General features: G+C 56.2%; 19 protein-coding genes, 1 pseudogene and 1 riboswitch. Of the genes and pseudogenes, 9 read left to right on the top strand and 11 right to left on the bottom strand.

All coding sequences use genetic code 11. From position 1 onward, the window contains the following. Positions 1-35: 35 nt before the first annotated feature. The 8 genes from D1823_RS19525 to D1823_RS19490 form a co-directional block, all read right to left on the bottom strand. Positions 36-785 carry a basic amino acid ABC transporter substrate-binding protein gene (locus D1823_RS19525; RefSeq protein ID WP_117873207.1) on the bottom strand — a complete coding sequence of 250 codons (750 nt, stop codon included), beginning with the start codon at positions 783-785 and terminating at the stop codon, positions 36-38. A gap of 22 nt (positions 786-807) precedes the next feature. Continuing rightward, positions 808-1,854 (bottom strand): LacI family DNA-binding transcriptional regulator, encoded by a 1,047-nt coding sequence (locus D1823_RS19520; RefSeq protein WP_117873205.1) that lies wholly within the window; start codon positions 1,852-1,854, stop codon positions 808-810. Further along, positions 1,854-2,603: a sugar phosphate isomerase/epimerase gene (locus D1823_RS19515; RefSeq protein WP_117873203.1), complete on the bottom strand. Its 750-nt coding sequence runs from the start codon at positions 2,601-2,603 to the stop codon at positions 1,854-1,856. The genes D1823_RS19520 and D1823_RS19515 overlap by 1 nt, the downstream gene beginning before the upstream one ends. 71 nt (positions 2,604-2,674) lie before the next feature. Then, positions 2,675-3,757, bottom strand: a complete 1,083-nt coding sequence (locus D1823_RS19510; RefSeq protein ID WP_117873201.1) for an ABC transporter ATP-binding protein — start codon at positions 3,755-3,757, stop codon at positions 2,675-2,677. Between the two features lie 3 nt (positions 3,758-3,760). Then, positions 3,761-5,416 carry an alpha-glucosidase gene (locus tag D1823_RS19505; RefSeq protein WP_117873199.1) on the bottom strand — a complete coding sequence of 552 codons (1,656 nt, stop codon included), beginning with the start codon at positions 5,414-5,416 and terminating at the stop codon, positions 3,761-3,763. Between the two features lie 9 nt (positions 5,417-5,425). Beyond that, positions 5,426-6,574, bottom strand: coding sequence for a carbohydrate ABC transporter permease (locus D1823_RS19500; RefSeq protein ID WP_117873197.1), 1,149 nt, complete (start codon positions 6,572-6,574; stop codon positions 5,426-5,428). A gap of 3 nt (positions 6,575-6,577) precedes the next feature. Next, positions 6,578-7,585, bottom strand: coding sequence for a carbohydrate ABC transporter permease (locus tag D1823_RS19495; protein ID WP_117873195.1), 1,008 nt, complete (start codon positions 7,583-7,585; stop codon positions 6,578-6,580). 55 nt (positions 7,586-7,640) lie between these two features. After that, entirely contained in the window at positions 7,641-8,999 is a 1,359-nt protein-coding gene (locus D1823_RS19490; RefSeq protein WP_117873193.1) for an ABC transporter substrate-binding protein, read from the bottom strand. Between the two features lie 220 nt (positions 9,000-9,219). Here D1823_RS19490 and D1823_RS19485 point away from each other — a divergent pair, with 220 nt between their 5' ends. The 9 genes and pseudogenes from D1823_RS19485 (at position 9,220) to D1823_RS19450 (ending at position 17,732) form a co-directional block, all read left to right on the top strand. Next, complete coding sequence (locus D1823_RS19485) at positions 9,220-10,251, top strand: LacI family DNA-binding transcriptional regulator (RefSeq protein WP_117874029.1); 1,032 nt, start codon at positions 9,220-9,222, stop codon at positions 10,249-10,251. 2 nt (positions 10,252-10,253) lie between these two features. Further along, positions 10,254-11,555 (top strand): annotated as a pseudogene (locus D1823_RS22170) (GH1 family beta-glucosidase); the annotation flags it as partial. After that, entirely contained in the window at positions 11,532-12,581 is a 1,050-nt protein-coding gene (locus tag D1823_RS22165; RefSeq protein WP_254683882.1) for a glucokinase, read from the top strand. The pseudogene D1823_RS22170 and the gene D1823_RS22165, both read left to right, overlap by 24 nt. A gap of 40 nt (positions 12,582-12,621) precedes the next feature. Beyond that, positions 12,622-13,548: a carbohydrate kinase gene (locus D1823_RS19475; RefSeq protein WP_117873190.1), complete on the top strand. Its 927-nt coding sequence runs from the start codon at positions 12,622-12,624 to the stop codon at positions 13,546-13,548. A gap of 16 nt (positions 13,549-13,564) precedes the next feature. Beyond that, on the top strand, positions 13,565-14,230 hold the full coding sequence (locus tag D1823_RS19470) for a D-lyxose/D-mannose family sugar isomerase (RefSeq protein ID WP_117873188.1): 666 nt from the start codon (positions 13,565-13,567) through the stop codon (positions 14,228-14,230). 102 nt (positions 14,231-14,332) lie between these two features. Beyond that, a riboswitch (cobalamin riboswitch) is annotated at positions 14,333-14,530 on the top strand. Between the two features lie 97 nt (positions 14,531-14,627). Next, the gene (locus D1823_RS19465) at positions 14,628-14,984 is read left to right on the top strand and encodes a DUF1636 domain-containing protein (RefSeq protein WP_117873186.1); all 357 of its coding nucleotides are present in this window, start codon (positions 14,628-14,630) and stop codon (positions 14,982-14,984) included. After that, positions 14,981-15,757: an ABC transporter ATP-binding protein gene (locus D1823_RS19460; RefSeq protein ID WP_117873184.1), complete on the top strand. Its 777-nt coding sequence runs from the start codon at positions 14,981-14,983 to the stop codon at positions 15,755-15,757. The genes D1823_RS19465 and D1823_RS19460 overlap by 4 nt, the downstream gene beginning before the upstream one ends. A 12-nt stretch (positions 15,758-15,769) precedes the next feature. Then, a complete protein-coding gene (locus D1823_RS19455; RefSeq protein ID WP_371415320.1) occupies positions 15,770-16,720 on the top strand; it encodes an ABC transporter substrate-binding protein in 951 nt (316 codons plus the stop codon). 1 nt (position 16,721) lies between these two features. Next, entirely contained in the window at positions 16,722-17,732 is a 1,011-nt protein-coding gene (locus tag D1823_RS19450) for an iron ABC transporter permease (RefSeq protein WP_117873182.1), read from the top strand. Positions 17,733-17,755: 23 nt separating this feature from the next. Here D1823_RS19450 and D1823_RS19445 read toward each other — a convergent pair whose 3' ends face one another. From D1823_RS19445 to D1823_RS19435, 3 genes are all read right to left on the bottom strand, one after another. Then, complete coding sequence (locus D1823_RS19445; RefSeq protein WP_371415319.1) at positions 17,756-18,469, bottom strand: inositol monophosphatase family protein; 714 nt, start codon at positions 18,467-18,469, stop codon at positions 17,756-17,758. A 332-nt stretch (positions 18,470-18,801) separates the two neighbouring features. Further along, the gene (locus tag D1823_RS19440) at positions 18,802-21,246 is read right to left on the bottom strand and encodes an FAD-dependent oxidoreductase (RefSeq protein WP_117873178.1); all 2,445 of its coding nucleotides are present in this window, start codon (positions 21,244-21,246) and stop codon (positions 18,802-18,804) included. An 8-nt stretch (positions 21,247-21,254) separates the two neighbouring features. After that, positions 21,255-22,118: a phosphotransferase gene (locus D1823_RS19435; RefSeq protein WP_162896909.1), complete on the bottom strand. Its 864-nt coding sequence runs from the start codon at positions 22,116-22,118 to the stop codon at positions 21,255-21,257. Between the last annotated feature and the right edge of the window lie 15 nt (positions 22,119-22,133).

Raw genomic sequence — 22,133 nt, 5'->3', positions numbered from 1 at the left:
AACCTCAGCCGCCGGGCCCAAAAGGGCTTGAAGGATCAGTTTGTGCCCCAGTATTTGGCTTTCAGCGTGTCCAGCGTGCCGTCTTCCTGAATGGCTGCGAGACCGGCATCAATTGCATCCACCGTCGGGTCACCTTCCTGAAACACGATACCCAATGGATCCGATTGCAGGCCTGTGATGCCTACGGTCAGCTCTCCGGCAAACTCCTGCTCGTAGGCAGCGGCGGACGTACCATCAATGATCACCCCTTGCACGTCTGCGTTCTGCAGCGCCAGAATAGCCGCCGAAAAGTTGTCGTAGAGGCTGACATTCCCGCGCCCCACAAGCTCTTCCGCCAGCTGAGCATTAGTCGTCGCGGTTTGTGCCGCCAGTTTCTGGCCACCCGCTTTGAAATCCTCAAGCGTCATATCCGCGTTGTCGACCTGCAGCAAAATGGCCTGACTGACAACGATGTAAGGTTCGGAAAAGTCCATAGTCTCTTCACGCTCGGGCGTGATCGATACGCCCGAGATGACCAGATCGAATTCACCCTGCTGAAGCGCTGCAAATATGCCGTCCCAGGCGGTGTTTACGAAATTCGGAACGCAATTGATCTTTTCGCAGATTGCATTCATCACATCGACATCAAAGCCTACGATTTCACCGGTTGTTTCGTCGACGGTTTCCATCGGGGGGTAGGTTGCATCCGTTCCGATCTTGAGTACGCGACCTTCCAGATCGGCGGCAAAAGCCGCCGACGCTGTCAGCATTGCAAGCGTTGCAGCGGCTAATAGGTTTTTGAACATGTTCGGTTTCTCCTCTGTTGGCTCAGTTGGTCTGCGCCGTACCCGGCGCCGGGGTGTCAGGTTGTCGCTCGATCAATGTGGCCCTGATCTTTTTTTGAGTTTCGGACGGATCAACGCCGTCCAGTGCTTTTAGCATGAATTCACCCAGCAGGCGGCTGGTCTCGCCAATCGGCAAATAGTAGGTGCTGGGCGGGGGGACGAAATACTGGCTGAGTTTCAGGTCGTCGTTTGAAATTAGGACGACATCCCTGCCGACTTGAACACCCATATCGGCGGCTCCGGACAAGGCGCCAAGGGTCATCGCCTCGTTGGCGCAAATAATGGCGCTTGGTCGGTTGCGCATTCGCATGAGCGCCGCAAAGGCCCTTTGCCCGGTTTTCGCGGTGGTCGGGCCGGGGAAAACAAGTGCCGGGTCAAACTCTATGCCACCTGCCGACAGAGCATCTGAATATCCCTGGCGACGCTGGTGCGCATAGATCAGGTCATCCGGCGGGTTGATAAGCGCAATCCGCTTGTGCCCCAATGCCAGCAGCCGAGCCGTCGCATCAAAAGCGGCAGCCTGACTGTCGAGATCCACGTAGGGATGCGGTTCGACACTGTCGCTCATGCCGTATGTGACAAACGGAAAACCTTTATCTTGCAGATAGGCGATACGCTGGTCATTCACCCGTGTTCCGGAAAAGATCACCCCATCTGCCAACCCTTCCTGCACGATAGTGTGAAGGGTCCGCAGCGCGGCGTCGCCATCTCGTATGCTGAAGACGCTCAACTGATAGCGAGATCCCTGAACCGCGTCGGATATTCCGGCCAAGATCCTCGTAAACTCCACACCCTCCCACTCATCAGCGGCGTTGTCTGAAACGCTGACCAATACCGCAATCCTGTAGGATTTATTGGTGCGCAGTTTCAGGCCATCCAGATTGACCCGGTACCCAAGCTCGGAAGCCGCGTTCTGAATTTCTTCCCGCGTTTCGCGCTTTACCGAAGGGGCTCCGCGCAGGGCGTTTGACACTGTTCCGACTGAATAGCCGGTTTTTTTGGCAATCGATTTGATCGTTGCCCGCGCCATCAGCCGATACCCTCAAGCTGTTCAGTCAAAAACGACCGGCCTGTTTGCAAAGTACGCTTGTGATCTGCGGTTTCATCATGCTCGACAAAAAGGTCGGTGCACTTGGTCCTTAGAAGGGCTCGTAACGTGGCGTCCCAATCGACAACACCCTCACCCAGATCACGCCAACGCCCGTCACCTGATCCGCCCTGCGGGTCCACGTCCTTTGCGTGGACAGACAGGATGCGTGTCGCGTGTCGCGTGATCAAATCAGCTGGGCACTGACCCGCCGCAACGAGCCAACCGATATCAGGCTGCCAATAGATGTTTCCCTGCGCGAGAATCTGATCAAGAGGCGTTTCACCCGGCTCGCCATTCAGATCAAAGTCGTGGTTGTGGTAGGCTAGACTGATGCAGTGATCCCTCAGTCGATCTGCCCAATCGGACAACTGGCCCGACACTGCCTTCCATCCCTCGACAGTGCCGGGCCGCGCCTGTGGCGCCAGCCAAGGCATGACCGCCACCTGGCATTCCAAAAGATGCAGTACTTCAACGATGTCGTCGAAACGCTCGTTGAACTCCTCCCAATCGAAATGTGCAGAACGAAGGTTAAGACCTGATTGATGGACGATACGTGCCATCTCTTGCGGTGTCATGTCATGCAGCCCGGTGGTTTCGATATCCGAAAACCCACAAACGGAAACCAACTTCAGTTGGTCCGCGAGGTCACCGCATTGCCGGATCGTGTAAAGCTGCGCTGATACCCTCATTCTTCACCATTGAAACGTTTCAAATATGGTGAAACGCAAAATGCAACTCTGTCAAGAACTGCATTTCGTTGCTAATTGCGCATGGATAATCCGTTGTGGAACAGATGCACCTTATCCGGTGCGGCGGTGACCGAGACTGTCTGGCCACGCAGGTTTCGCTGAATCCCCGGCAGTTTCGCAATCACCGCATCCGCACCATCGGCTTGCTCAAAATACAGCAACGTGACTTCGCCTAGGGCTTCGGTAAAATCCACTTTCCCGGACAGAATCGCGGTTTCCTTTGTCGTGGCCAAGTCTTCGGGACGCACCCCGATATTAACCTTTTTACCCAGGTCACTGTCTTCAGTTGGAACCGCGGACTTTGCAATCCCGCCTGATGACAGTTCAACGGTTGTCGTTTCGCCGGTTCCAGTGATTGTGCCGGACAGCAGGTTCATGGAGGGCGACCCGATGAACTGCGCAACAAACTCGTTGTCTGGAGTTTCATAAAGCTCGAGCGGTGTCCCGACCTGCGCGATGCCCTTGTCGGCCAAAACCACGATCCGACTGGCCAGAGTCATGGCCTCGACCTGATCGTGGGTCACGTAGATCATGGTGCTGTCAGGCATAGCCTCTTTCAGGCGCGCGATCTCAATCCGTGTGGCCACCCGAAGTGCTGCGTCGAGGTTTGAGAGGGGTTCGTCGAACAGATACACCTTTGGGTCACGTACAATCGCGCGTCCGATGGCAACCCTTTGACGTTGGCCCCCGGAAAGAGCTTTTGGCAGGCGGTCCAGGAATGGTTCCAGCTGAAGGATTTGAGCGGCACGATCTACGGCAGCATCAATCTCGGCTGCGGGCATTTTTGCAATTTTCAGGGCAAAGGCCATGTTTTCGCGAACGGTCATGTGGGGATACAAGGCGTAGCTTTGGAACACCATCGCGATGCCCCGCTGTGCAGGCGGAACATCGTTCATAACCTGCCCTTCAATTTCCAGCGTGCCGCCTGTAATCTTCTCCAGCCCAGCGATCATCCGCAACAGGGTGGACTTGCCACATCCGGAAGGACCAACAAAAACGATCAGTTCGCCCTGTTCAATGTCGAGATTGATGTTCTTCAAAACATCGACAGGGCCATAGGACTTGGCGACATCTGTAAGGTTGAGTTCAGACATTCGTTATCCCTTTTTCCTAAACATCAGGATGAACTGCGCCGCGTTCAGGATAACGTTGCCGCTTCCCTCAATACCGCCCAAGTCCTGACCCATGACCTGCCAACCGCCTTCGGGCAGTTTGAACTCGGCAGTGTCTGCACCAAGATTGAACGCACAGAATATCTGCTCATGTGAATCCTCACGTACAAAAGACAGAACCGAACCCGTTTCTGTCATCCCGGTCTGCGCCCCCATTGCCAAAGCAGGATGCGCATGCCGCAAGGCAATGGCGCGACGGTAGTGATTCAACATCGAATGTGGATCCGCCTCCAATCGGTCTACCGCATGCCCGGCCTGCTGTGCGCTAACCGGCAGCCAGGGTTCTGCGGTGCTGAAACCCGATTGTTCATCTTGTGCCGCCCAAACCATCGGTGTGCGGCAGCCGTCGCGGCCCTTGTATTCGGGCCAGAACTCGATGCCATAAGGGTCTTGCAGTTTCTCGAACGGCACATCCGCTTCGTGCAGGCCCAGCTCCTCGCCCTGATAGAGGCAGGCAGAGCCGCGCAGGCACATCATCAGAACCGCGTGCTGGCGGGCCGCGGCGTCGTCCAAATTCCAGCGCGAGACGTGACGCTGCACGTCGTGGTTGGAAAACGCCCAACATGGCCACGCGTCCCCTGCCTTCGCCTCTAACTGATCAAAAACGTGCCTGGTGTAAGCGGCTGTCAATGCGCGGTTTTCCAGGAATTCGAAGGCATAGCACATGTGCATCCGTTTATCCCCAGATGTGTACTCGCCCATGACCTCGAGCCCGCGCTGCGCATCTCCGACCTCGCCCAGGCAAGCTCGGCCTTCATATTCGTCCGTCAAAGCCCGCAGTCGTTCGAGGAAGGCGATGTTCTCGGGCTGGCTTTTTGAAAATAGGTGATCCTGATGGTTGTAAGGATTCACTGCCGGTGCGATCGTGGCGTTGCGTTGATCCATCGGCAGCGCGGGATTGTCGCGCAGCGCCTTGTCGTGGAAATAGAAATTGATGGTATCCAGCCGAAAACCATCCACACCCAGATCAAGCCAGAACCGCGCCACGTCCAGCAACGCATCCTGAACAGCCGGACAGTGGAAATTCAGATCCGGCTGCGATGTCAGGAAGTTGTGCAGATAATATTGCAGGCGTCGGGCATCCCATTGCCAGGCCGAGCCGCCGAAGATCGAAAGCCAGTTGTTCGGAGGCGTGCCATCCGGTTTGGGGTCCGCCCAAACATACCAGTCGGATTTCGGGTTCTCTCGACTGCTGCGGCTTTCGCTGAACCAAGGGTGCTGATCTGATGTATGCGACAGAACCAGATCAATCATGATCCTCAGACCCTTCGCATGGGCCTGATCCAGAAGCTCTTTGAAATCCGCCAGCGACCCGAACATGGGATCGACATCGCGGTAATCGCTGACATCGTAGCCAAAATCCTTCATCGGCGATTTGAAAAACGGCGAGATCCAGATTGCATCAACGCCCAGAGAGGCGATGTAGTCCAGTCGCGCAGTGATGCCCTTCAGATCGCCGATCCCATCGCCGTTGCTGTCCTGAAAACTGCGTGGGTAGATCTGATAGATCACCCCCCCGCGCCACCAGTCCGAAGACAGTTTCGTTGCTTTGCATTGTTCAAGGTTGTTCTGCACGTTCATCAGACGCCTCTATTTGACAGATCCGGCCAACAGGCCGCGGACCAGGTATTTTTGCATTGCGAAGAAGACGACCAGCGGCACGAAGATCGAGACAAAGGCAGCGGTCGCAAGGATTTCCCAATTGCCGCCACGTGTACCCAGCAACTCGACGATGCGGTTCGTCATCACGGTTGTCTGGCCGGTCGCGTCGATCAGGAAAACCTTGGCAACAAGCAGGTCATTCCATGTCCACAGGAACTGGAAGATTGCGAAAGACGCCAGCGCCGGGAAGCTGAGTGGCAGGATCAGTTTGGTAAAGATCTGAAACTCGGTGGCGCCGTCGACGCGGGCGTTTTCGATCAGATCACGCGGCAATCCAGCCATGTAATTACGCAGCAGGTAAATCGCCAGGGGCATCCCAAACCCTGTATGCGCAAGCCAGACGCCCAGGTATCCTTTACCGATCCCGATATTGAGGTGAAATTTCAGCAACGGGATCAAGGCCAATTGAAGCGGCACGACCAAAAGGCCAACAACGGCCGCGATCAGCAAGGCCCGTCCGGGGAAATCCATCCACGCCAGCGCATAAGCTGCAAAGGCGGCAACCAGAATCGGGATTATGGTCGCTGGGATAGTCACTGTCAGCGTGTTGAAGAACGCCTTGGCCATGCTGTCTGTACTGCTTTGATCCAGAAGAACCTTTTGGTAATTTTTTAAAGTGAACTCGGGCGGCAATTCGGCCGTAACAAAGATGCGTGCGCCGCGATCACCTGTGAACTCTTCGGTGTTCTCCATCCGGTAGTTGCCAACCGCATCCACCGTGATCGTGCCACCTCGCCGCAGTTTTGCTGTTTGGCCCGGCTCAAACGCATCTACCTCGCGCGAACTGATACCCCATCTGGAAATCGTTGCTTGCTCATCTTCTCCGAACAACGCCCCCTGAATGACATACACTCCGTTTTCCAGCACCTGCGTCTCCGGTGCGGCACTGCGAAGGGTCAGGTTTTGTTCGGAGGGGAACAGCGACCGCCACCAGCCGCTGGACGATATCTGATCTGCCGTCCGAAAGGACGAAATCAGCAAGCCAAGCGTGGGGATGACCCAAAGGGCCACAAGAAAGACGACTGACAGATGCACCACCCATCTGAGCGCGGGTTTCGTTCCTGCGATATCGCTCATGGCTTACTCCATCTCCTTGCGTGCATTGCGCACGTTCCAGACGAGGATCGGCGCAACAAGCAACATGATCACCATGGCCGAGGCCGACCCGACGCCCCAGTCATTGGCGCGGAAAAGCTTGTCATACATGTAGTTTGCCAGCACCTGCGTCTCCCACTGGCCGTTGGTCATGGCAAAGACGATGTCGAACACTTTGAGAACGGTGATCGTGATCGTCGTCCAAACAACAAGGATTGTGGTTTTGATCTGCGGCACCTTGATCTTGAAGAAGATCTGAAAGGGATTGGCCCCATCCAAAATGGCCGCCTCGATGGTTTCTTCGGGAATACCGCGCAAGGCCGCCGACAGAATGACCATGGCGAAACCCGTCTGAATCCAGATCAGGACAACCATCAGAAAGAAACTGTTCCAGAAGGGAATTGTTAACCACGTGTTGGGTTCGGTGCCGCCGAAGAAGATGTACAGCGCGTTCAGGATTCCTATCTGGTCTTGTTCAGCTGTTCGCGCGTCATAAACCAGTTTCCAGATCACCGATGCACCAACAAACGAAATGGCCATCGGCATGAAGATCAAGGACTTGGCAAAGTTGCCCCAGCGGATGCGGTCAGTCAGTTGCGCCACGAGAAGACCAAAAGCCGTTGACATGGCTGGTACGACAATCAACCAGAACATGTTGTTGCGCATGGCTTCCCAAAACTTCGGCTCAGCCGCCATTTGGGTATAGTTGTCCAGGCCAACCCATCGGTATCCGCCACCGGGCACACGTTCCGTAAGCGAAAGGCGCAAGGTTTCAACCACCGGATACGCCAGATAAAGCCCCAGCGCAGCAAGCGCCGGGAACAGGAACAACCATGGACGGATCAAGTTCGCGCGGTTGATGTTTCGGCCCGCATTCGGACCACGCGGCGGAAACAGGATTTTGTCCAGAAACTGGTTGGAAAAGTAGAAGTAGCCTACGCAACCCGACACGCCGATAGCGATCGTCAGCAGGCCTTGAAGTGCGGGTGTCATGGTGCGCCCATCCGTTTGGCAAGTGGGGCGGCCCTAGGACCGCCCCATGAGTTGGTCACTTGGCTGCGTCCCAGGATGCCTGGATTTCACGTGCCACGGTGGCTGCATCTTTTGCACCCGAAGAGTAATCGACCATCCCCGTCCAAAAAGTACCTGCCCCAACCGCACCCGGCATCAGGTCAGACCCGTCAAAGCGGAAGGTTGTTGCGTTGGTCAGGATTTCACCCTGTCCGCGCTGTGAATCATTCGAGTAGTTCTCGGGGTCTGCACCCAGGTGGGGCGTCAGGAAGCCATCCTGCGACATCATGATCTCATGAGCGAATGGCGTCTTCAGGAACTCCATGAATGCTTCGGTGGCCGGGTTCGGGTTCGTGATCGTGAACAGTGTCCCTGCCCCGAGCACTGGTGTGCCCAGGTCTTTTTCGGCGTAAGCCGGGAAATAGAAGAAGTCAGCGTCCACCCCCAATTCCGTGCCTTCAGGGAAATAGGCGGGAATAAACGACGCTTGCCGATGCATCATGCAAGCCGGCGGGCTATCGAATAGACCCTTGGGGCTGTCCCGGAAGTCAATTGCCGCCGTGTCGTCTGCATTACCAACCACATATTCGTCATTGCGGGTAAAGCTGCCATATTCCTCAATCGCAGCGATGACGCGGGGATCATCGAACTTGATCTCGTTGGAAACCCATTGATCATAGACTTCTGGTGGTTGCGTGCGCAGCATAAGGTCTTCGACCCAGTCCGTTGCGGGCCAACCCGTTGCGCCACCCGAGGCCAGACCGACGCATAGGGGCGTTTCACCGTCTTCGACCATCTGATCCATCAGAGCTTTGAACTCTTCCATGGTTTCGGGCACTTCATACCCAAAGTCTTCGAAGTTTTCGGGCACGTACCAGACCAGAGACTTGACGTTCACATTGAAGAAGAAACCGTAGAAATCGTCTACTCCGTCGGCGTTTTGAAACGTTCCCAGATCCACCCAGGACTGACCGGCAGCAAAGTTTTCCTTTATCCAGTCCGCCGAGCCCTCGGCCAAAGGTGTCAGATACCCCTGCTTGGCGAGGTTTGCCGCCAGACCGGGCTGCGGGAAAACAGTCAGGTTCGGCGCGGAACCTGCGGCTGCATCAATCAGGATTTGCTGTTCCAGAGAGTCCGAGCCCACATAGCTGGAATTCGCACCTGTTGCTTCGTCGAAATAGGCCACAAGGTTCTCGAAAGACTTGCCCTCGCCAGCCAGCCAGGGGCCGAAAATAGTCAGGCTTTCGCCGGACAGGTCATTTGCTTCGGCAAAGGCCTGAAACCCATCCCAGTCAAAACTGCCCTCGCCGACGGCGTGGATCAACTCACCCTCCGCCTGAACTGATCCGGCTACCAGGGCGAGTGCCGCCGCACCTGCGTAAAGCGCGTTTTTCATCAAATCCTCCTCCCAAGCTATCGTGCGCTCAAAGACTCGCTTTCAAAGCGCTTTGGATATTGCGTGTTATCCGCTAACAATAGCTCTCTGTCAACATTTTGCTTCCCATCGCCAAAATTACTTATATTTTCTGCTTTCCACGCAAAATAAGTTGACGGAAGCAGCATTTGCTCACAAAACAAAAAAGAACCACTCAATTGAAGGCGCTTTGAATCGTAAAATGAACCTGAAGCAGCTCTCCGAAGTTCTGGGTCTTTCGCAAACTACGGTCAGCCGGGCGTTGAACGGGTACCCTGAAGTGAGCGAGGACACACGTGCGCGCGTTCAAGCTGCGGCGCACAAACATGGGTACCGGCCGAACAGTCGTGCCAAAGGGCTTGCAACCGGACGATCCATGGTAATCGGCCACGTGATTCCCAGCTCGTCACAACATGAAATGGTCAACCCGATCTTCGGGGATTTCGTCGCCGGTGCCGCAAAGAAATACGCTGAACATGGCTATGACATGATGTTCACCAACGCCGACGACACCTCGATTGAAGAAGCGTATCGGAGTCTCTTTCAGCGGGGCGCGGTGGACGGAGTCGTGCTGCAAGGCCCCAAAGTGAACGAACCACGGATCGAAGTCCTGACCCGCATGGGCGTCCCATTCATCGTGCACGGACGCTCAACCGGCGTCGACACTTTGTATGACTGGATCGATGTGAACAACAAAAGCTCGTTCATGCGTGCCACGCGCTTTCTGATTGACCTTGGCCATCGCCGTATCGCTCTGATCAACGGTTTGGAAGATATGGATTTCGCCCAACGCCGCCGCGACGGATATCTTGAGGCGCTTGGGCGGGCCGGGCTTGCGCCCGATGCAAATCTGATGCGCAGCGCTGAAATGACAGAGGTTTACGGCCACCACGAAACGCAAAACATGTTGCGCCTGGACACCCCTCCGACTGCGATTCTGTGTTCGTCGATGATATCCGCCATCGGTGTGCGGCGCGCTCTGTCCGAAAGCGGGCTTGAGATGGGTGCGGATGTATCAGTGATCGCCCATGACGACGACCTGTCCTATTTGAAGAACGGGCAGGATGTACCTATCTTCACCGCAACGCGCTCGTCCGTCCGGCAGGCAGGTGAAATGGCTGCTGACATGTTGATCCAGCGCATCAAATCTCCGAATGATCCAGTCAAAACTAGATTGCTGGAGGCCGAACTGGTAGTTGGCAGGTCAACCGGCCCTGCGCCCAACAGGTTGTAGCCATGAAACACTCACGCGCTGATTTCCCCAAAGATTTCCTCTTTGGTGTTGCCACCTCTGCGTACCAGATTGAAGGCCATGCACAGGGCGGTGCGGGGCAGACTCATTGGGATACCTTTGCGGCGTCGCCGGGCAACGTGGTGCGCGGAGAAAACGGAGACGTGGCCTGCGATCACCTGAACCGGTTCGAGCAGGATTTCGATCTAGTGCGCGAAGCCGGGTTTGACTGTTATCGCTTTTCGACAAGTTGGGCACGTGTATTGCCGGAAGGGCGTGGTCAGGTCAATCAGGCGGGGTTGGACTATTATGACCGATTGGCGGACGCCCTGCTGGAGCGCGGTATCCGCCCCTGTGTGACGCTTTATCATTGGGAACTACCGTCAGCGCTTGCGGATCAGGGGGGGTGGTGCAATCGCGATATCGCGGATTGGTTCGCGGATTATACGCAGGTCATCATGGGTCGGATCGGTGACCGGATGTTCAGCGCCGCGCCGATCAACGAACCCTGGTGTGTCAGTTGGCTGAGTCATTTTGAAGGCCACCATGCGCCCGGTCTGCGCGACATCCGCGCCGCTGCGCGAGCGATGCATCACGTTTTGTTGGCCCACGGCAGGGCCATTCAGAGCATGCGCAGTCTTGGCATGAGCAATCTGGGCGCTGTGTTCAACCTCGAATGGTCCGAGCCAGCAGATGACAGCGCGGAAGCGCAGCTTGCCGCAGATCGCTACGACGCGATTTATAACCGGTTCTTCCTTGCCGGGATTTTCAAAAGAGAATATCCCCAAACAGCCTTGGTGGGATTGGAGCCACACCTGCCCAAGGGCTGGCAGAACGACTTTGAAACCATCGGAGCACAGGTCGATTGGTGCGGGTTGAACTACTATACCCGAAAATTGATCGCCCCGGCGGACACCGCCTGGCCCAGCCTGCAAGAGGTTCCCGGGCCTTTGCCGAAAACGCAGATGGGATGGGAAATTGAGCCCTCTGCCCTCACCCGCTTTCTTATCAGAACAACGAAAGACTATACGGGCGCGATGCCAATCTATATCACCGAAAACGGTATGGCGAGTGAGGCGCGCGTGCAGGACGATGATCGTATCGATTATCTCGACCGGCACCTCGTGGCCGTGCAGGACGCTTTGACACAAGGTGTTCCGGTGAATGGCTATTTTGTCTGGTCGCTACTGGACAATTACGAATGGGCCTTCGGGTACGAGAAGAGGTTTGGACTGGTGGACGTGGATTTCGAAACACTTGCGAGAACGCCCAAAGCGTCTTTCATGGCGCTAAAATCCGCCCTGTCCGAGGGTCAGAACGTCTCTCAACCGTTAGCGCAACCATTCGGGGCTGTGCATGAGCATTGGAACTTGGTTGCGGATATTGGTGGCACGAACACACGTTTGGGCGTCGTCACGAATGGCGAATTGGCAGATCTTCGGAAACATCCGACGGGGACATTGGAAGACCTGTTGGAGGCGTTCCATGATCTCAGAGACGAAATCGGCACAAATCCACAGGCCGTCGTAGCTGCGGGCGCGGGGCCCGTCAGGGATGGGACTATTCAACTGACCAACGCAAACCTGGATCTCTCGGAGACAGAGTTGGCAAATGCAACAGGAGCGCAGCGCACCTTTGTCATAAATGATTTTACCGCCGCGGCATGGTCGGTAGCCGAGGTGACCCGGTCGGATGTTGCCGTCTTGCAGGGACAAGCAACGCCGCCCGCAGGCACGCGATTGGTTGTTGGCCCCGGAACCGGGCTCGGCGTTGGCGCCTTGCTTTACTCAGAAGGCAGATATCATACGGTTTCCGGCGAAGGCGGGCATGTGGGTCTGTACCCGCGCCATCGCGAAGAAGTTGATATCTTTGAAGCGGCGCGTCGTATCGCACCGGGCTGTTTCTTTGGGGACAGCCTGGCGCTGGAAGCAGAAATGTTCCTGAGTGGCACCGGCCTACCGGTACTGTATCAGGCGGTTGAATTGGCAGCCGGTCAGGCGCGGGCACAGGTGCGCTCTGCGAAAGAAATTCTGAACGATGCCCGCAGCGGCACCGATCTCATCGCCGAAAAAACGGCGCAGATTTTTACCACTCATCTGGGTGCATTGATGGGTGATCTGGCGGTCACCTTAATGCCAGAGGGAGGCGTTTTCCTTGTGGGCGGCGTTGCCGAGAAAAACCGCTGGCTTTTCAGTGACAACTTCAAGGATGCGTTCAACGGCGGCGGCCGCTTCAGCGATTTGCGCCGTTCCCTGAACCTCTACGTGTCTGAACAGGCAGAGTTCGGGATCATCGGCGCAAACAACTTCTGCAAGAACGCGCTGAGACAGTAACCAGACTAACCGAAATTTCTATTCCAAGAAGGACCAAGACATGATCCTGTGCTGTGGTGAAGCGCTGATAGATATGATCTCAGAACCGACCGTGTCGGGTGCACTGGGTTTTGTGCCACATACCGGTGGTGCAGTTCTGAACACAGCTGTTGCGATGGGGCGTCTGGGCGTGCCGGTTGGAATGCTGACAGGTTTGTCATCGGATATGTTCGGGCAGCAACTGATCGATGCCCTAAAAGCCAGTCATGTGGACACGACGCATGTGATTATCTCGGACCGCCCGACCACGCTTGCCTTTGTACAGCTTTCTGATGGGCACGCGTCTTACAGCTTTGTTGATGAAAACACGGCGGGTCGGATGTTGCTGCCCGAAGACTTGCCCGATCAACTTCCAGCGGTTTCCGCTCTGTATCTCGGTGGTATCAGCCTTGCCTGTGAACCTTGCGCAGATGCTTATGCCGCCCTCCTGGACCGCCACGGTTTCGACCGGGCTGTGATGCTTGATCCGAATATCCGCCCGGGTTTCATCAAGGATCACACCCGATTTAGAACGCGTTTGAACCGCATGATCTCACGAGCAGATATCGTCAAGGTTTCGGACGAGGACTTGGACTGGATCATTCCGGGTAACGAACCCGAAGCCGCGAAGGCGTCTATGCTGTTGCAGGCGGGTCCAACCGCTATCATCGTCACGCGTGGCAGCGACGGGGCGCACGGTTACCTGGCAGATGGTTCAGAAGTCTCAGTTCCTGTGAAGCCCGTTGAAGTGGTCGACACAATCGGCGCAGGTGACACGTTCAACGCTGGCGTCCTGACCGGTCTCAGCCGTGCAGGGCATCTGACCAAATCAGGTCTGCGCGGATTGACTGCGGAAAACTTGCGAACGGCTATGGAACTGGGCGCGGATGTGGCCGCAGTGACCGTATCCCGAGCCGGGGCGGAACCGCCTTGGGCGCATGAGCTTTGATCTTTAGAATGGCACAATGAAGCGATCTGAAATCAACCGTATCAAATCCCAGGCACACGCGTTTATTCAGTCCTTCGGTGCCGTGTTGCCACCCTTTGCGAATTGGACGCCAGAGCAAATGCGCAGCCCTCTGGCGGAAACGATTCGCAACCGCGGGCTGGGATGGGACATCACCGATTACGCACAAGGCCGTTTCGACGAACTTGGACTTTTTCTGTTCACTCTGCGCAATGGTGAGGCGAAGGATCTGAAATCCGGGCGCGGGATGCTCTATGCGGAAAAACTGTTGATCTCGAAAGACAATCAGCTTTCTCCGATGCACCGGCATATCGTCAAAGCAGAAGACATCATCAACCGGGGCGGCGGCGACCTCGTTCTGGAAATCTATGCGTCGGATCCAAACGGTGGCGTTGACCGCGACAACCCGGTGACGGTCCCCAGCGATGCCTGCCCTGTAACCTTGCAACCCGGAGAGCACTTGCGGCTGAAGCCGGGGCAAAGTGTAACTCTGATGCCCGGCATCTGGCACGCTTTCTGGGCGGAGCGCGGCGATTGCCTTATTGGCGAGGTTTCGACCGTGAATGACGACCGTACGGACAATGTCTTTGAAGAGCCAATCCCGCGGTTTTCAAAGGTCGAAGAAGATGCAGAGCCGGATTTCCTGCTTGTATCGGACTATTGACACCATTCGGTCCGGGTTGGCGTGAACAGGATAGTCGGTTCAACTATCGCATATCCTTCCACCACCCCTCATCGTCTGCCGCTTGACAAGTCTTGCGTAGCCGGACTAGCTGATCGGGATGGTTCCGTAAGGGATGAAAATGGGAATACGGTGCGGCGCAGGGATGCGCCAAGTCCGTGACTGCCCCCGCAACTGTAAGCGGTGAGCGACGCCACTGTACCACTGATCCGAAAGGGTTGGGAAGGTGGGCCGAGCCTTGACCCGCAAGTCAGGAGACCTGCCATCGCATGGTAAACCAACCCGGGGCGGGGCGTCCCCGAAGGAGGCTTGATGGCGCGTTTGCGTAATATATGGGTATTTGCCCTCTGTCTGCATCTGGCAAACGACGGAGATGGCAATGGCCTGCTATTCTGATCACTACGTTCTGATCTGTTCAACATGTCAGGGGACGATGCCTGCCGAGGCCGCGCAAGACGCACTGGACGCTCAGTTGCCTGACGGTTTTGAAACCCGAATGGTGGCCTGCATGGCAGGTTGTGAACGGGCCATGACCGTTGGATTTCAGGCCGCAGGCAAAGCCCAATACCTGTTCGGCGACATTAAGACATCACACGACCTGGCTGCACTGGTCGAATTCGCGACGCAGTTCGGCGACAGCGACGATGGCTGGACCAGCGCCTCGGACCGTCCTCCTGCCCTCTTTGCAAAGACCCTGTCGCGAATACCCGCTTTGCCATCCCGAGGGTCGTCATGAGTTTTCTGGTTGCCGAGGATCTGGAGTACTACGCTCTCAATGGTGATATCCTGTTGCAGGACGTGTCCTTTCGTCTTGAAGAAGGATCAATTCTGGCAATTGCCGGGCCGAACGGTGCCGGTAAGACCACTCTGCTGAAACTGCTATGCGGGATCGAAAGGATTGCGTTGGGTGATGTTTGGATTCAAGGCAAAAGCCTTCGCACTCTGTCCGCCCGCCAACGCGCCCGATCCATTGCTGTGGTCGGACAGCAGGAAACGCCCGATGGACGGATGCGGCTGCAAGACTATGTTGCGCTGGGACAAATCCCGATTCAGGATGAACGATCGACGGCTCAACATAAAGCTGATCTTGAACGGGTGCTGACGACGACCGAACTGTCGCATTTCGCAAACAAACAGATGAGCCAACTGTCGGGCGGTGAACGTCAGCGCGCACATATCGCTCGCGCATTGGCCCAGAATCCGTCTTTGTTGTTTCTGGACGAACCAACCAACCATCTGGACCCGGATGCCAAGGGGCACATGCTGTCCTTGGTCGCTGACCTGGGGGTAACGGTCGTCATGATCGTCCATGATCTGGTCATGATCCCGGAATTCGCCAGCCATGTGGCGTTGATGAAAGCCACGCGCCTGACCGGGTTCGGGCCTGTCAGCGAAGTTCTGACCACAGACCGGGTACGTGACACATTTGGTGTGGATTATCTGTGCTTTCAGCACGAAGGCCGCATGATCCCGGCGCTGGACATCCGAAAACGAAAACTGTCATCATAACAGGAGCTAAAAATGATGCACAAACTCTGGCCAGTGGTTGTTTTCACTGGCTTGGCAAGTGGCGCAGCAGCAGAGGCCGTCACGGTGGACAACTGCGGCGAACCGCTTGTTTTTGAAACGGCGCCCGAGCGTCTGGTCGTGCACGACATGAACATGACGGATATGGCCTTTGCACTCGGCCTTCAGGACAAGATTGTGGGGCTTACCGGAATTACCGGCTGGTACAAAACAAGCCCCGATTTTGATGCTCAGCGTGGCGATATCCCAGAACTTGCCCCCAAATACCCGACCATTGAAAACCTTGTGGCCGTCGAGCCCGATCTGTTCTTTGCCGGTTGGTACTATGGCATGAAACCCGGTGGCGATGTCACGCCCGACACCCTGGAACCCTTTGGTATCAAGACCATGGTCCTGACCGAAAGCTGCGTGCATCTGGACAAGAATCGCCCCGAGGCCAGCATGAACCTTTTGTTTGGTGACGTTCTGCGTCTGGGCATGGTCATGCAGCTCGAGGACGAGGCCGAAGCGCTGGTTGCCAACTGGAAGGACCAACTGTCCGCCATTGAAGCAAAAACAGCCGATCTGGCAAAGCCCCGCGTGTTCCTGCTGGACGGACCGGCCGATGCTCCGTTTACTGCCGGCAAGTTCGCCATTCCCGATGCAATGATCGCAGCCGCCGGTGGCGAAAACGTGACACATGATCTGGATACCAGCTGGGGCCGCACGTCGTGGGAAGCCGTGGCAGCGGCTAACCCGGAATTTCTGGTGCTGCTCGACTATCAGTCCGGCAACGGCGCAGAGGACACCTTTCAGTTCCTGAAGGATCATCCGGTGATGTCACAAACGGACGCGGTAAAGAACGAACGCTGGATTGGCCTGCGTTACGAAGAACTGACGCCCGGCCCGGCAAACATCGAGGCGATCGAGAAAATGGCGAAGGCCATGCACCCGGAGACCAACTGATATGGTCCAATTGGGCCGTTTGATTTTGTTGGGGGCGGTTGTTCTGACCGCCCTTTTGCTGTTGTCCATCGTCTACGGGACCACTCCTATCCCCCTGCGCGAAGTTTTTACAGCCATCGGTCTTGGAACCGGTCTGGTGGACGGAGACATGTCGCCCTTGCACCGGATCGTCTTCGACCTTCGCCTGCCCCGCGCCCTGTTTGCTGCCGTGATTGGCGCGGGGCTGGGCGTCGTTGGTGTTGTTTTGCAAACAACGACGCGAAACGATCTGGCAGATCCGTTTCTGTTCGGTCTGTCCTCTGGTGCAGCTGCTGGCGCCGTTCTGGTGATCACGGTCACAGGTGATGTATTGGGCATCTGGACGTTGCCGTTGGCGGCGTTTTGCGGCGGTCTGATCGCATCCGGCATTGTTCTGGCGCTGGTTCAGGGCTTACGCACGAGCGCGCCTGAAAAACTTATCCTGGCTGGTTTGGCGGTATCCTTTCTGTTTTCCGCGATCACCAATTACCTGATTTTCTCTGGCGACAATCGCGCTGCGCATTCGGTGATATTCTGGATGCTTGGCGGTTTGGGACTGGCAAGATGGGAAACGTTCCCGCTTGTCTTAATCGGATTGGGCCTGATCCTGAGCTATTCACTTTATCGCAGCCGGTGGCTTGACGCATTGCTGACCGGAGATTTTACAGCCTCGTCACTGGGTATTCCCGTTCAGGGCTTGCGGTTCAGTATGTTCTTCGTTGCCGCGTTGGCGACGGCCAGTTTCGTTTCCGTTGCCGGGGTCATCGGCTTCGTCGGGTTGATGGTACCGCATATTGCACGCGGCATCGCCGGAACTCTGCACCGAAACCTGCTGGTCGCCTCAGCCATCGTGGGCGCAATTCTACTGACTCTCTCTGATATCTTGTCACGCCTTCTTCTGGCTCCGCAGGAGTTGCCCGTCGGAATCGTCACAACGTCAATAGGATCACTTTTTGTCTTCTTGTATTTATTCAAATCTGATCGCGGGAACTAGTTTCCAGAGGTTGCGCGACACTTTCATTTTTCAACATTGATGAGGTCAAGCAGTTCGGCATGCAATTCGGGGGTTGCGGCGGAAACGACCGCGCCATCTGAATCGAGGGTCAAAGCGCGCCCCTGCCAATCGGTCATCACTCCGCCAGCAGCTGTGACAAGGGGTGAGACCGCCAGATAGTCATAAGGTTGCAAATCGTAATCCACGACGGCATCGACATGCCCCGAAGCAAGCAAGGCATGGGGGTAACAATCATAGGCAAATCGGCGCGTCTGCCCTGCGGTCATCAGCCGGGTGAACAGGTCAGGATGGTCGCGATAGATCTTGTCCCCTTCATTCACATACAAAACCGATTGATCCAGGCGTGTTGTTTGCGCGACCTGTACCGGTCGCCCGTTCAGGCGGGCGCCGTCACCAATTACACCCAAGTAAGTCTCACCTAAGGCCGGCATTCCGACCAGTCCGAACTGAGGTTGTCCATCCAATAAATGAGCCAAAAGGAATCCGAACAAGGGATGGCCGGACAGAAACGATCGGGTTCCGTCAATGGGGTCAATGACCCACATATGGCGCCCGTCGCCAGCCTCCTGACCGTGTTCTTCGCCAAAGATGCCATGCTCTGGGAAATGCTGATTCAGATAGGCCCGTACTTCTGCTTCAACTGCCTTGTCGGCCTGCGTCACCGGGCTTTCATCCTGCTTGAATTCAACACCTAAAGAACCCCGAAAAAAACGCATAGCGGACTCCGAGGCAATATCAGCAATCTTCATCGCGTGTTCAGTCAACGCATCTGGAGTTACCATTTTCGGTCCTTTCGGCTGAAGTCATCCGATTTCCGACGGATGAAGGGTTGATTGCCCTGAAAGCTGAATGAGAAGTCATGCAGTTCAGTCTTCAGATTGGCGTGAAGTGTAACAATACTGTAACTTTATCAACGGCTTATAGGTCGAAAACAGCCAAATTCAACGACTTTCCGGACATTCGGGGCGGATTTGCCGTGTTAGCATGCTTTCCCTATGCGTTCCGATCGCTGAGTGTTTGTCAGTTGATCAGCTCTGGCACCCTCGGGTCAGATTTTCACCCGGCTCATCTGCGGGTCGTACAGCGGTTGCAGTGTCACTTCGCATGGAACCCTTTGAGTTGCGACATCCAATTCATATGTCCCTGATGTGACGTATTCCGCGTCGACGCCCTTTGCGTTTCGGATGTAACCGTAGCCGATCGACTTTCCGACGGTGTAGCCATAGCCGCCCGAGGTCAGCCACCCGACTCTTTCGCCATTCCGATAGATCGTTTCACGCCCCAGAAGAACAACGTCGGGTTCAACCGTGAAACATGCCAGCATCTTCTTTACGCCGCCGGTTTTTTGCGCCTCAGAGGCGGCACGCCCTTTGAAATCAATATTCTTCCGGAGTTTCACGGCCCAGCCCAAGCCACTTTCGAACGGCGTATGATCCGGCCCGATATCCGAACCCCAGGCGCGGTAGCCTTTTTCAAGGCGCAGCGATTCAATGGCCCTGTAGCCCGCATTTATCAATCCATGCGGCCGCCCGGCCTCCATCAGCGCGTCATAGACGGTCTGTGCATACTCCACGGGCAGGTGCAGTTCCCACCCTAATTCACCAACATAGGTCACACGCAGCGCCTTGACCGGACACCCGGCGATGCCGATGGTGCAGATCGCGCCAAACTTGAACCCGTTATTCGAGACGTCATCGCGCGTCACCGCCGCAAGAATCTCACGCGCTTTTGGTCCCATCAATGACAGAACTGCATTCGATGAGGTGATATCGAACAGCTGGCAATTCATACCCTCGGGAATGCTGCGGTCGATCCAGTCGAAGTCATGAGTGGCGAAGCCAGTACCGGTGACGATGTAGAACTCATCATGAGCCACACGCCCAACGGTCAGGTCGCACTCGATCCCGCCCTTGTTGTTCAACATTTGGGTATAGACAAGGGCGCCAACCGGCTTGTCCACATCATTGGCACAGATCCAGTTCATCGCTGCCAGTGCATCCGGACCCTTAAGGGCGAATTTGGCGAAAGATGTCTGATCGAACAACACAGCCGCTTCGCGTGCCGCTTTATGTTCGCGACCTACGGCATTGAACCAATTCTGGCGGCCAAAGCTGTATTCATCCCTGGGTGTCTCGCCCTTTGATGCATCGGCGTACCAGTTGGGGCGTTCCCAGCCCAGTTTCTCTCCAAAGCACGCGCCTTGCTTTTTCAGCGTGTCGTAAAGCGGCGACTTGCGACAGGGGCGGCCAGAGTCATGTTCCTCATGCGGCCAAGCCATCGTGTAGTGTTTACCGTATGCTTCAACGGTACGGGTGCGAACCCAGTCGGTGTCGAAATGCGGGCGGCCAAAGCGACGAATATCAGCAGACCACAGATCGAAGGGCGGCTCACCATTAAATACCCACTCCGCCAGCGCCATGCCTGCACCGCCGCCAGCCGCGATGCCAAAGGCATTAAAGCCCGCGCCGACGAAGAAATTCTTCAACTCAGGCGCTTCGCCGATGATAAAATTGCCGTCAGGCGTGAAGCTTTCCGGCCCGTTGGTCAACGTTTTGACGCCAGTGTTCTCCAGCGCAGGCACGCGCCCCAGCGCAAGCTCCATAAGCTGTTCGAAATGATCGAAGTTGCTGTCGAGAAGGGTATAGTGGAAACCTTGCGGAATCCCCTTGGTGGCCCAGGGGATCGGGTTCGGCTCGTACCCGCCCATGACCAGACCTCCGACTTCTTCCTTGTAGTAGGTCAGCCGGTCGGGATCGCGCAGAGTGGGCAGATTGCCGGGCACGTCGAAAGGTTCGGTCACCATGTACTGGTGTTCCATCGGAACCAGAGGAACGTTGACGCCAAAGCGGCTGGCAAAGGTGCGGGTCCATTGCCCGGCGCAGCAGATCACCTTTTCACACTCGATCCGACCATGTTCGGTGATTACCGCAAGAATCTTGCCATCTTCAATCTCGATATCGATGACCTTGGTGTCTTCGAATATCTTCGCCCCGGCCATGCGGGCGCCCTTGGCCAATGCCTGCGTGATATCTGACGGGTTGGCCTGACCGTCAGTCGGCAGATAGGCCGCGCCGATCACGTCGGAGACATCCATCAAGGGCCAAAGCTCTTGCGCCTCGGATGGGGTCAGAAGTTGCATGTCCAGACCAAAGGAATGAGCTGTCGTGGCCTGCCGTTTGACTTCGGTCCAGCGCTCTTCGTTGCAAGCAAGGCGCAAGCCGCCATTCATCTTCCAGCCTGTACCGAGGCCGGTTTCCTCTTCGATCTTGTTGTACAGATCGACGGAATAGCCCAGCAATTGCGTGATATTTGCGTTCGAACGCAACTGCCCAACCAACCCTGCGGCGTGAAACGTGGTGCCTGAAGTCAGTTTCTTGCGCTCCAGAAGCACCGTGTCAGTCCAGCCCAGCTTGGCCAGGTGATAGGCGGTCGAGCAGCCGATGATCCCGCCGCCGATAATGACGGCTTTGGCTGTTGTAGGAAGGTCGGTCATGTCTGTCCTCAGGTGTTTTCGAAATCGGTAAGGGCTGCGCGGAACCGCGCCAGGTTTTCAGCTGTGTAGGCTGCGTAATCAAAGTCGATATCCGAGGTGATCTCGGACACCATGCTCCACATGGTTTCCCGCAGCAGCGAGGCGCATTTCATCGCCGCATATCGATGGCGCAGGTCGTCGGTTATCGGGGCCTCAAAATAGGCTTCAAGCATCCAGTCTTCCTGTTCAGGCGACAGGCCATTGTTCGACGCCAACCCGCCCAGATCAAAAAGCGGCGAGTTGAATCCGGCATAGTCGAAGTCAATCAGCCAAAGGCGATTGCCGTCGTCCAGAAAATTGCCACAGAGCAGGTCGTTATGGCCGAACACGATGTCATACGGCCCTGCCTCACGCTCCAGCAGCGTGCCTGCGTCGATCAGATCGGGGATTAGCTTTGCATGGGCGCTGTCATTCTCGGTCAGTGTTGCGGCATAGTCCCGGATGACGTGGAACACCCAGAATACCAGCGACGGCCCGCGCAGGTGTTTCGGCACTTCGACATGACAGGTTTTGACCAATTCCAGAACACGGGGCAGCATGTTCGGATGGCGGACATCTTCTTCCGTCAAGGTGCGGCTTTCGATGAACTCCAGCACTGTCAGATCACCTGAGGAATGTACCACGGCAGGCGACAGACCCGCTGCATTGGCTGCCTTGCTGGCGGCCAGCTCATTGAACCGCATCACCTGATGCAGGGGGATGTCGTCGCCCACACGCACCACATAAGACCCGCTGCCATCCGTTACCTTGAAGTTCACATTGGTGATGCCACCGGTCAGAGGAGTGGCCTCGATTTTACCCTGCCAGATTGGCAGAGCGCGGATGCGGGTCATCAGATCAGGATGGCT

The organism is Ruegeria sp. AD91A, from assembly GCF_003443535.1.
Taxonomy (GTDB): domain Bacteria; phylum Pseudomonadota; class Alphaproteobacteria; order Rhodobacterales; family Rhodobacteraceae; genus Ruegeria.
Note: the sequence above shows the minus strand (reverse complement) of the source record. Positions and strands in the feature narration are given on the sequence as shown.

What these genes read in the sequence shown, in the direction of transcription:
- D1823_RS19525 (WP_117873207.1), bottom strand. Translation starts at nt 785, where the DNA reads ATGTTCAAAAACCTATTAGCCGCTGCAACGCTTGCAATGCTGACAGCG.
- D1823_RS19520 (WP_117873205.1), bottom strand. Translation starts at nt 1,854, where the DNA reads ATGGCGCGGGCAACGATCAAATCGATTGCCAAAAAAACCGGCTATTCA.
- D1823_RS19515 (WP_117873203.1), bottom strand. Translation starts at nt 2,603, where the DNA reads ATGAGGGTATCAGCGCAGCTTTACACGATCCGGCAATGCGGTGACCTC.
- D1823_RS19510 (WP_117873201.1), bottom strand. Translation starts at nt 3,757, where the DNA reads ATGTCTGAACTCAACCTTACAGATGTCGCCAAGTCCTATGGCCCTGTC.
- D1823_RS19505 (WP_117873199.1), bottom strand. Translation starts at nt 5,416, where the DNA reads ATGAACGTGCAGAACAACCTTGAACAATGCAAAGCAACGAAACTGTCT.
- D1823_RS19500 (WP_117873197.1), bottom strand. Translation starts at nt 6,574, where the DNA reads ATGAGCGATATCGCAGGAACGAAACCCGCGCTCAGATGGGTGGTGCAT.
- D1823_RS19495 (WP_117873195.1), bottom strand. Translation starts at nt 7,585, where the DNA reads ATGACACCCGCACTTCAAGGCCTGCTGACGATCGCTATCGGCGTGTCG.
- D1823_RS19490 (WP_117873193.1), bottom strand. Translation starts at nt 8,999, where the DNA reads ATGAAAAACGCGCTTTACGCAGGTGCGGCGGCACTCGCCCTGGTAGCC.
- D1823_RS19485 (WP_117874029.1), top strand. Translation starts at nt 9,220, where the DNA reads ATGAACCTGAAGCAGCTCTCCGAAGTTCTGGGTCTTTCGCAAACTACG.
- D1823_RS22165 (WP_254683882.1), top strand. Translation starts at nt 11,532, where the DNA reads ATGGCGCTAAAATCCGCCCTGTCCGAGGGTCAGAACGTCTCTCAACCG.
- D1823_RS19475 (WP_117873190.1), top strand. Translation starts at nt 12,622, where the DNA reads ATGATCCTGTGCTGTGGTGAAGCGCTGATAGATATGATCTCAGAACCG.
- D1823_RS19470 (WP_117873188.1), top strand. Translation starts at nt 13,565, where the DNA reads ATGAAGCGATCTGAAATCAACCGTATCAAATCCCAGGCACACGCGTTT.
- D1823_RS19465 (WP_117873186.1), top strand. Translation starts at nt 14,628, where the DNA reads ATGGCCTGCTATTCTGATCACTACGTTCTGATCTGTTCAACATGTCAG.
- D1823_RS19460 (WP_117873184.1), top strand. Translation starts at nt 14,981, where the DNA reads ATGAGTTTTCTGGTTGCCGAGGATCTGGAGTACTACGCTCTCAATGGT.
- D1823_RS19455 (WP_371415320.1), top strand. Translation starts at nt 15,770, where the DNA reads ATGATGCACAAACTCTGGCCAGTGGTTGTTTTCACTGGCTTGGCAAGT.
- D1823_RS19450 (WP_117873182.1), top strand. Translation starts at nt 16,722, where the DNA reads ATGGTCCAATTGGGCCGTTTGATTTTGTTGGGGGCGGTTGTTCTGACC.
- D1823_RS19445 (WP_371415319.1), bottom strand. Translation starts at nt 18,469, where the DNA reads ATGCGTTTTTTTCGGGGTTCTTTAGGTGTTGAATTCAAGCAGGATGAA.
- D1823_RS19440 (WP_117873178.1), bottom strand. Translation starts at nt 21,246, where the DNA reads ATGACCGACCTTCCTACAACAGCCAAAGCCGTCATTATCGGCGGCGGG.
- D1823_RS19435 (WP_162896909.1), bottom strand. Translation starts at nt 22,118, where the DNA reads ATGACCCGCATCCGCGCTCTGCCAATCTGGCAGGGTAAAATCGAGGCC.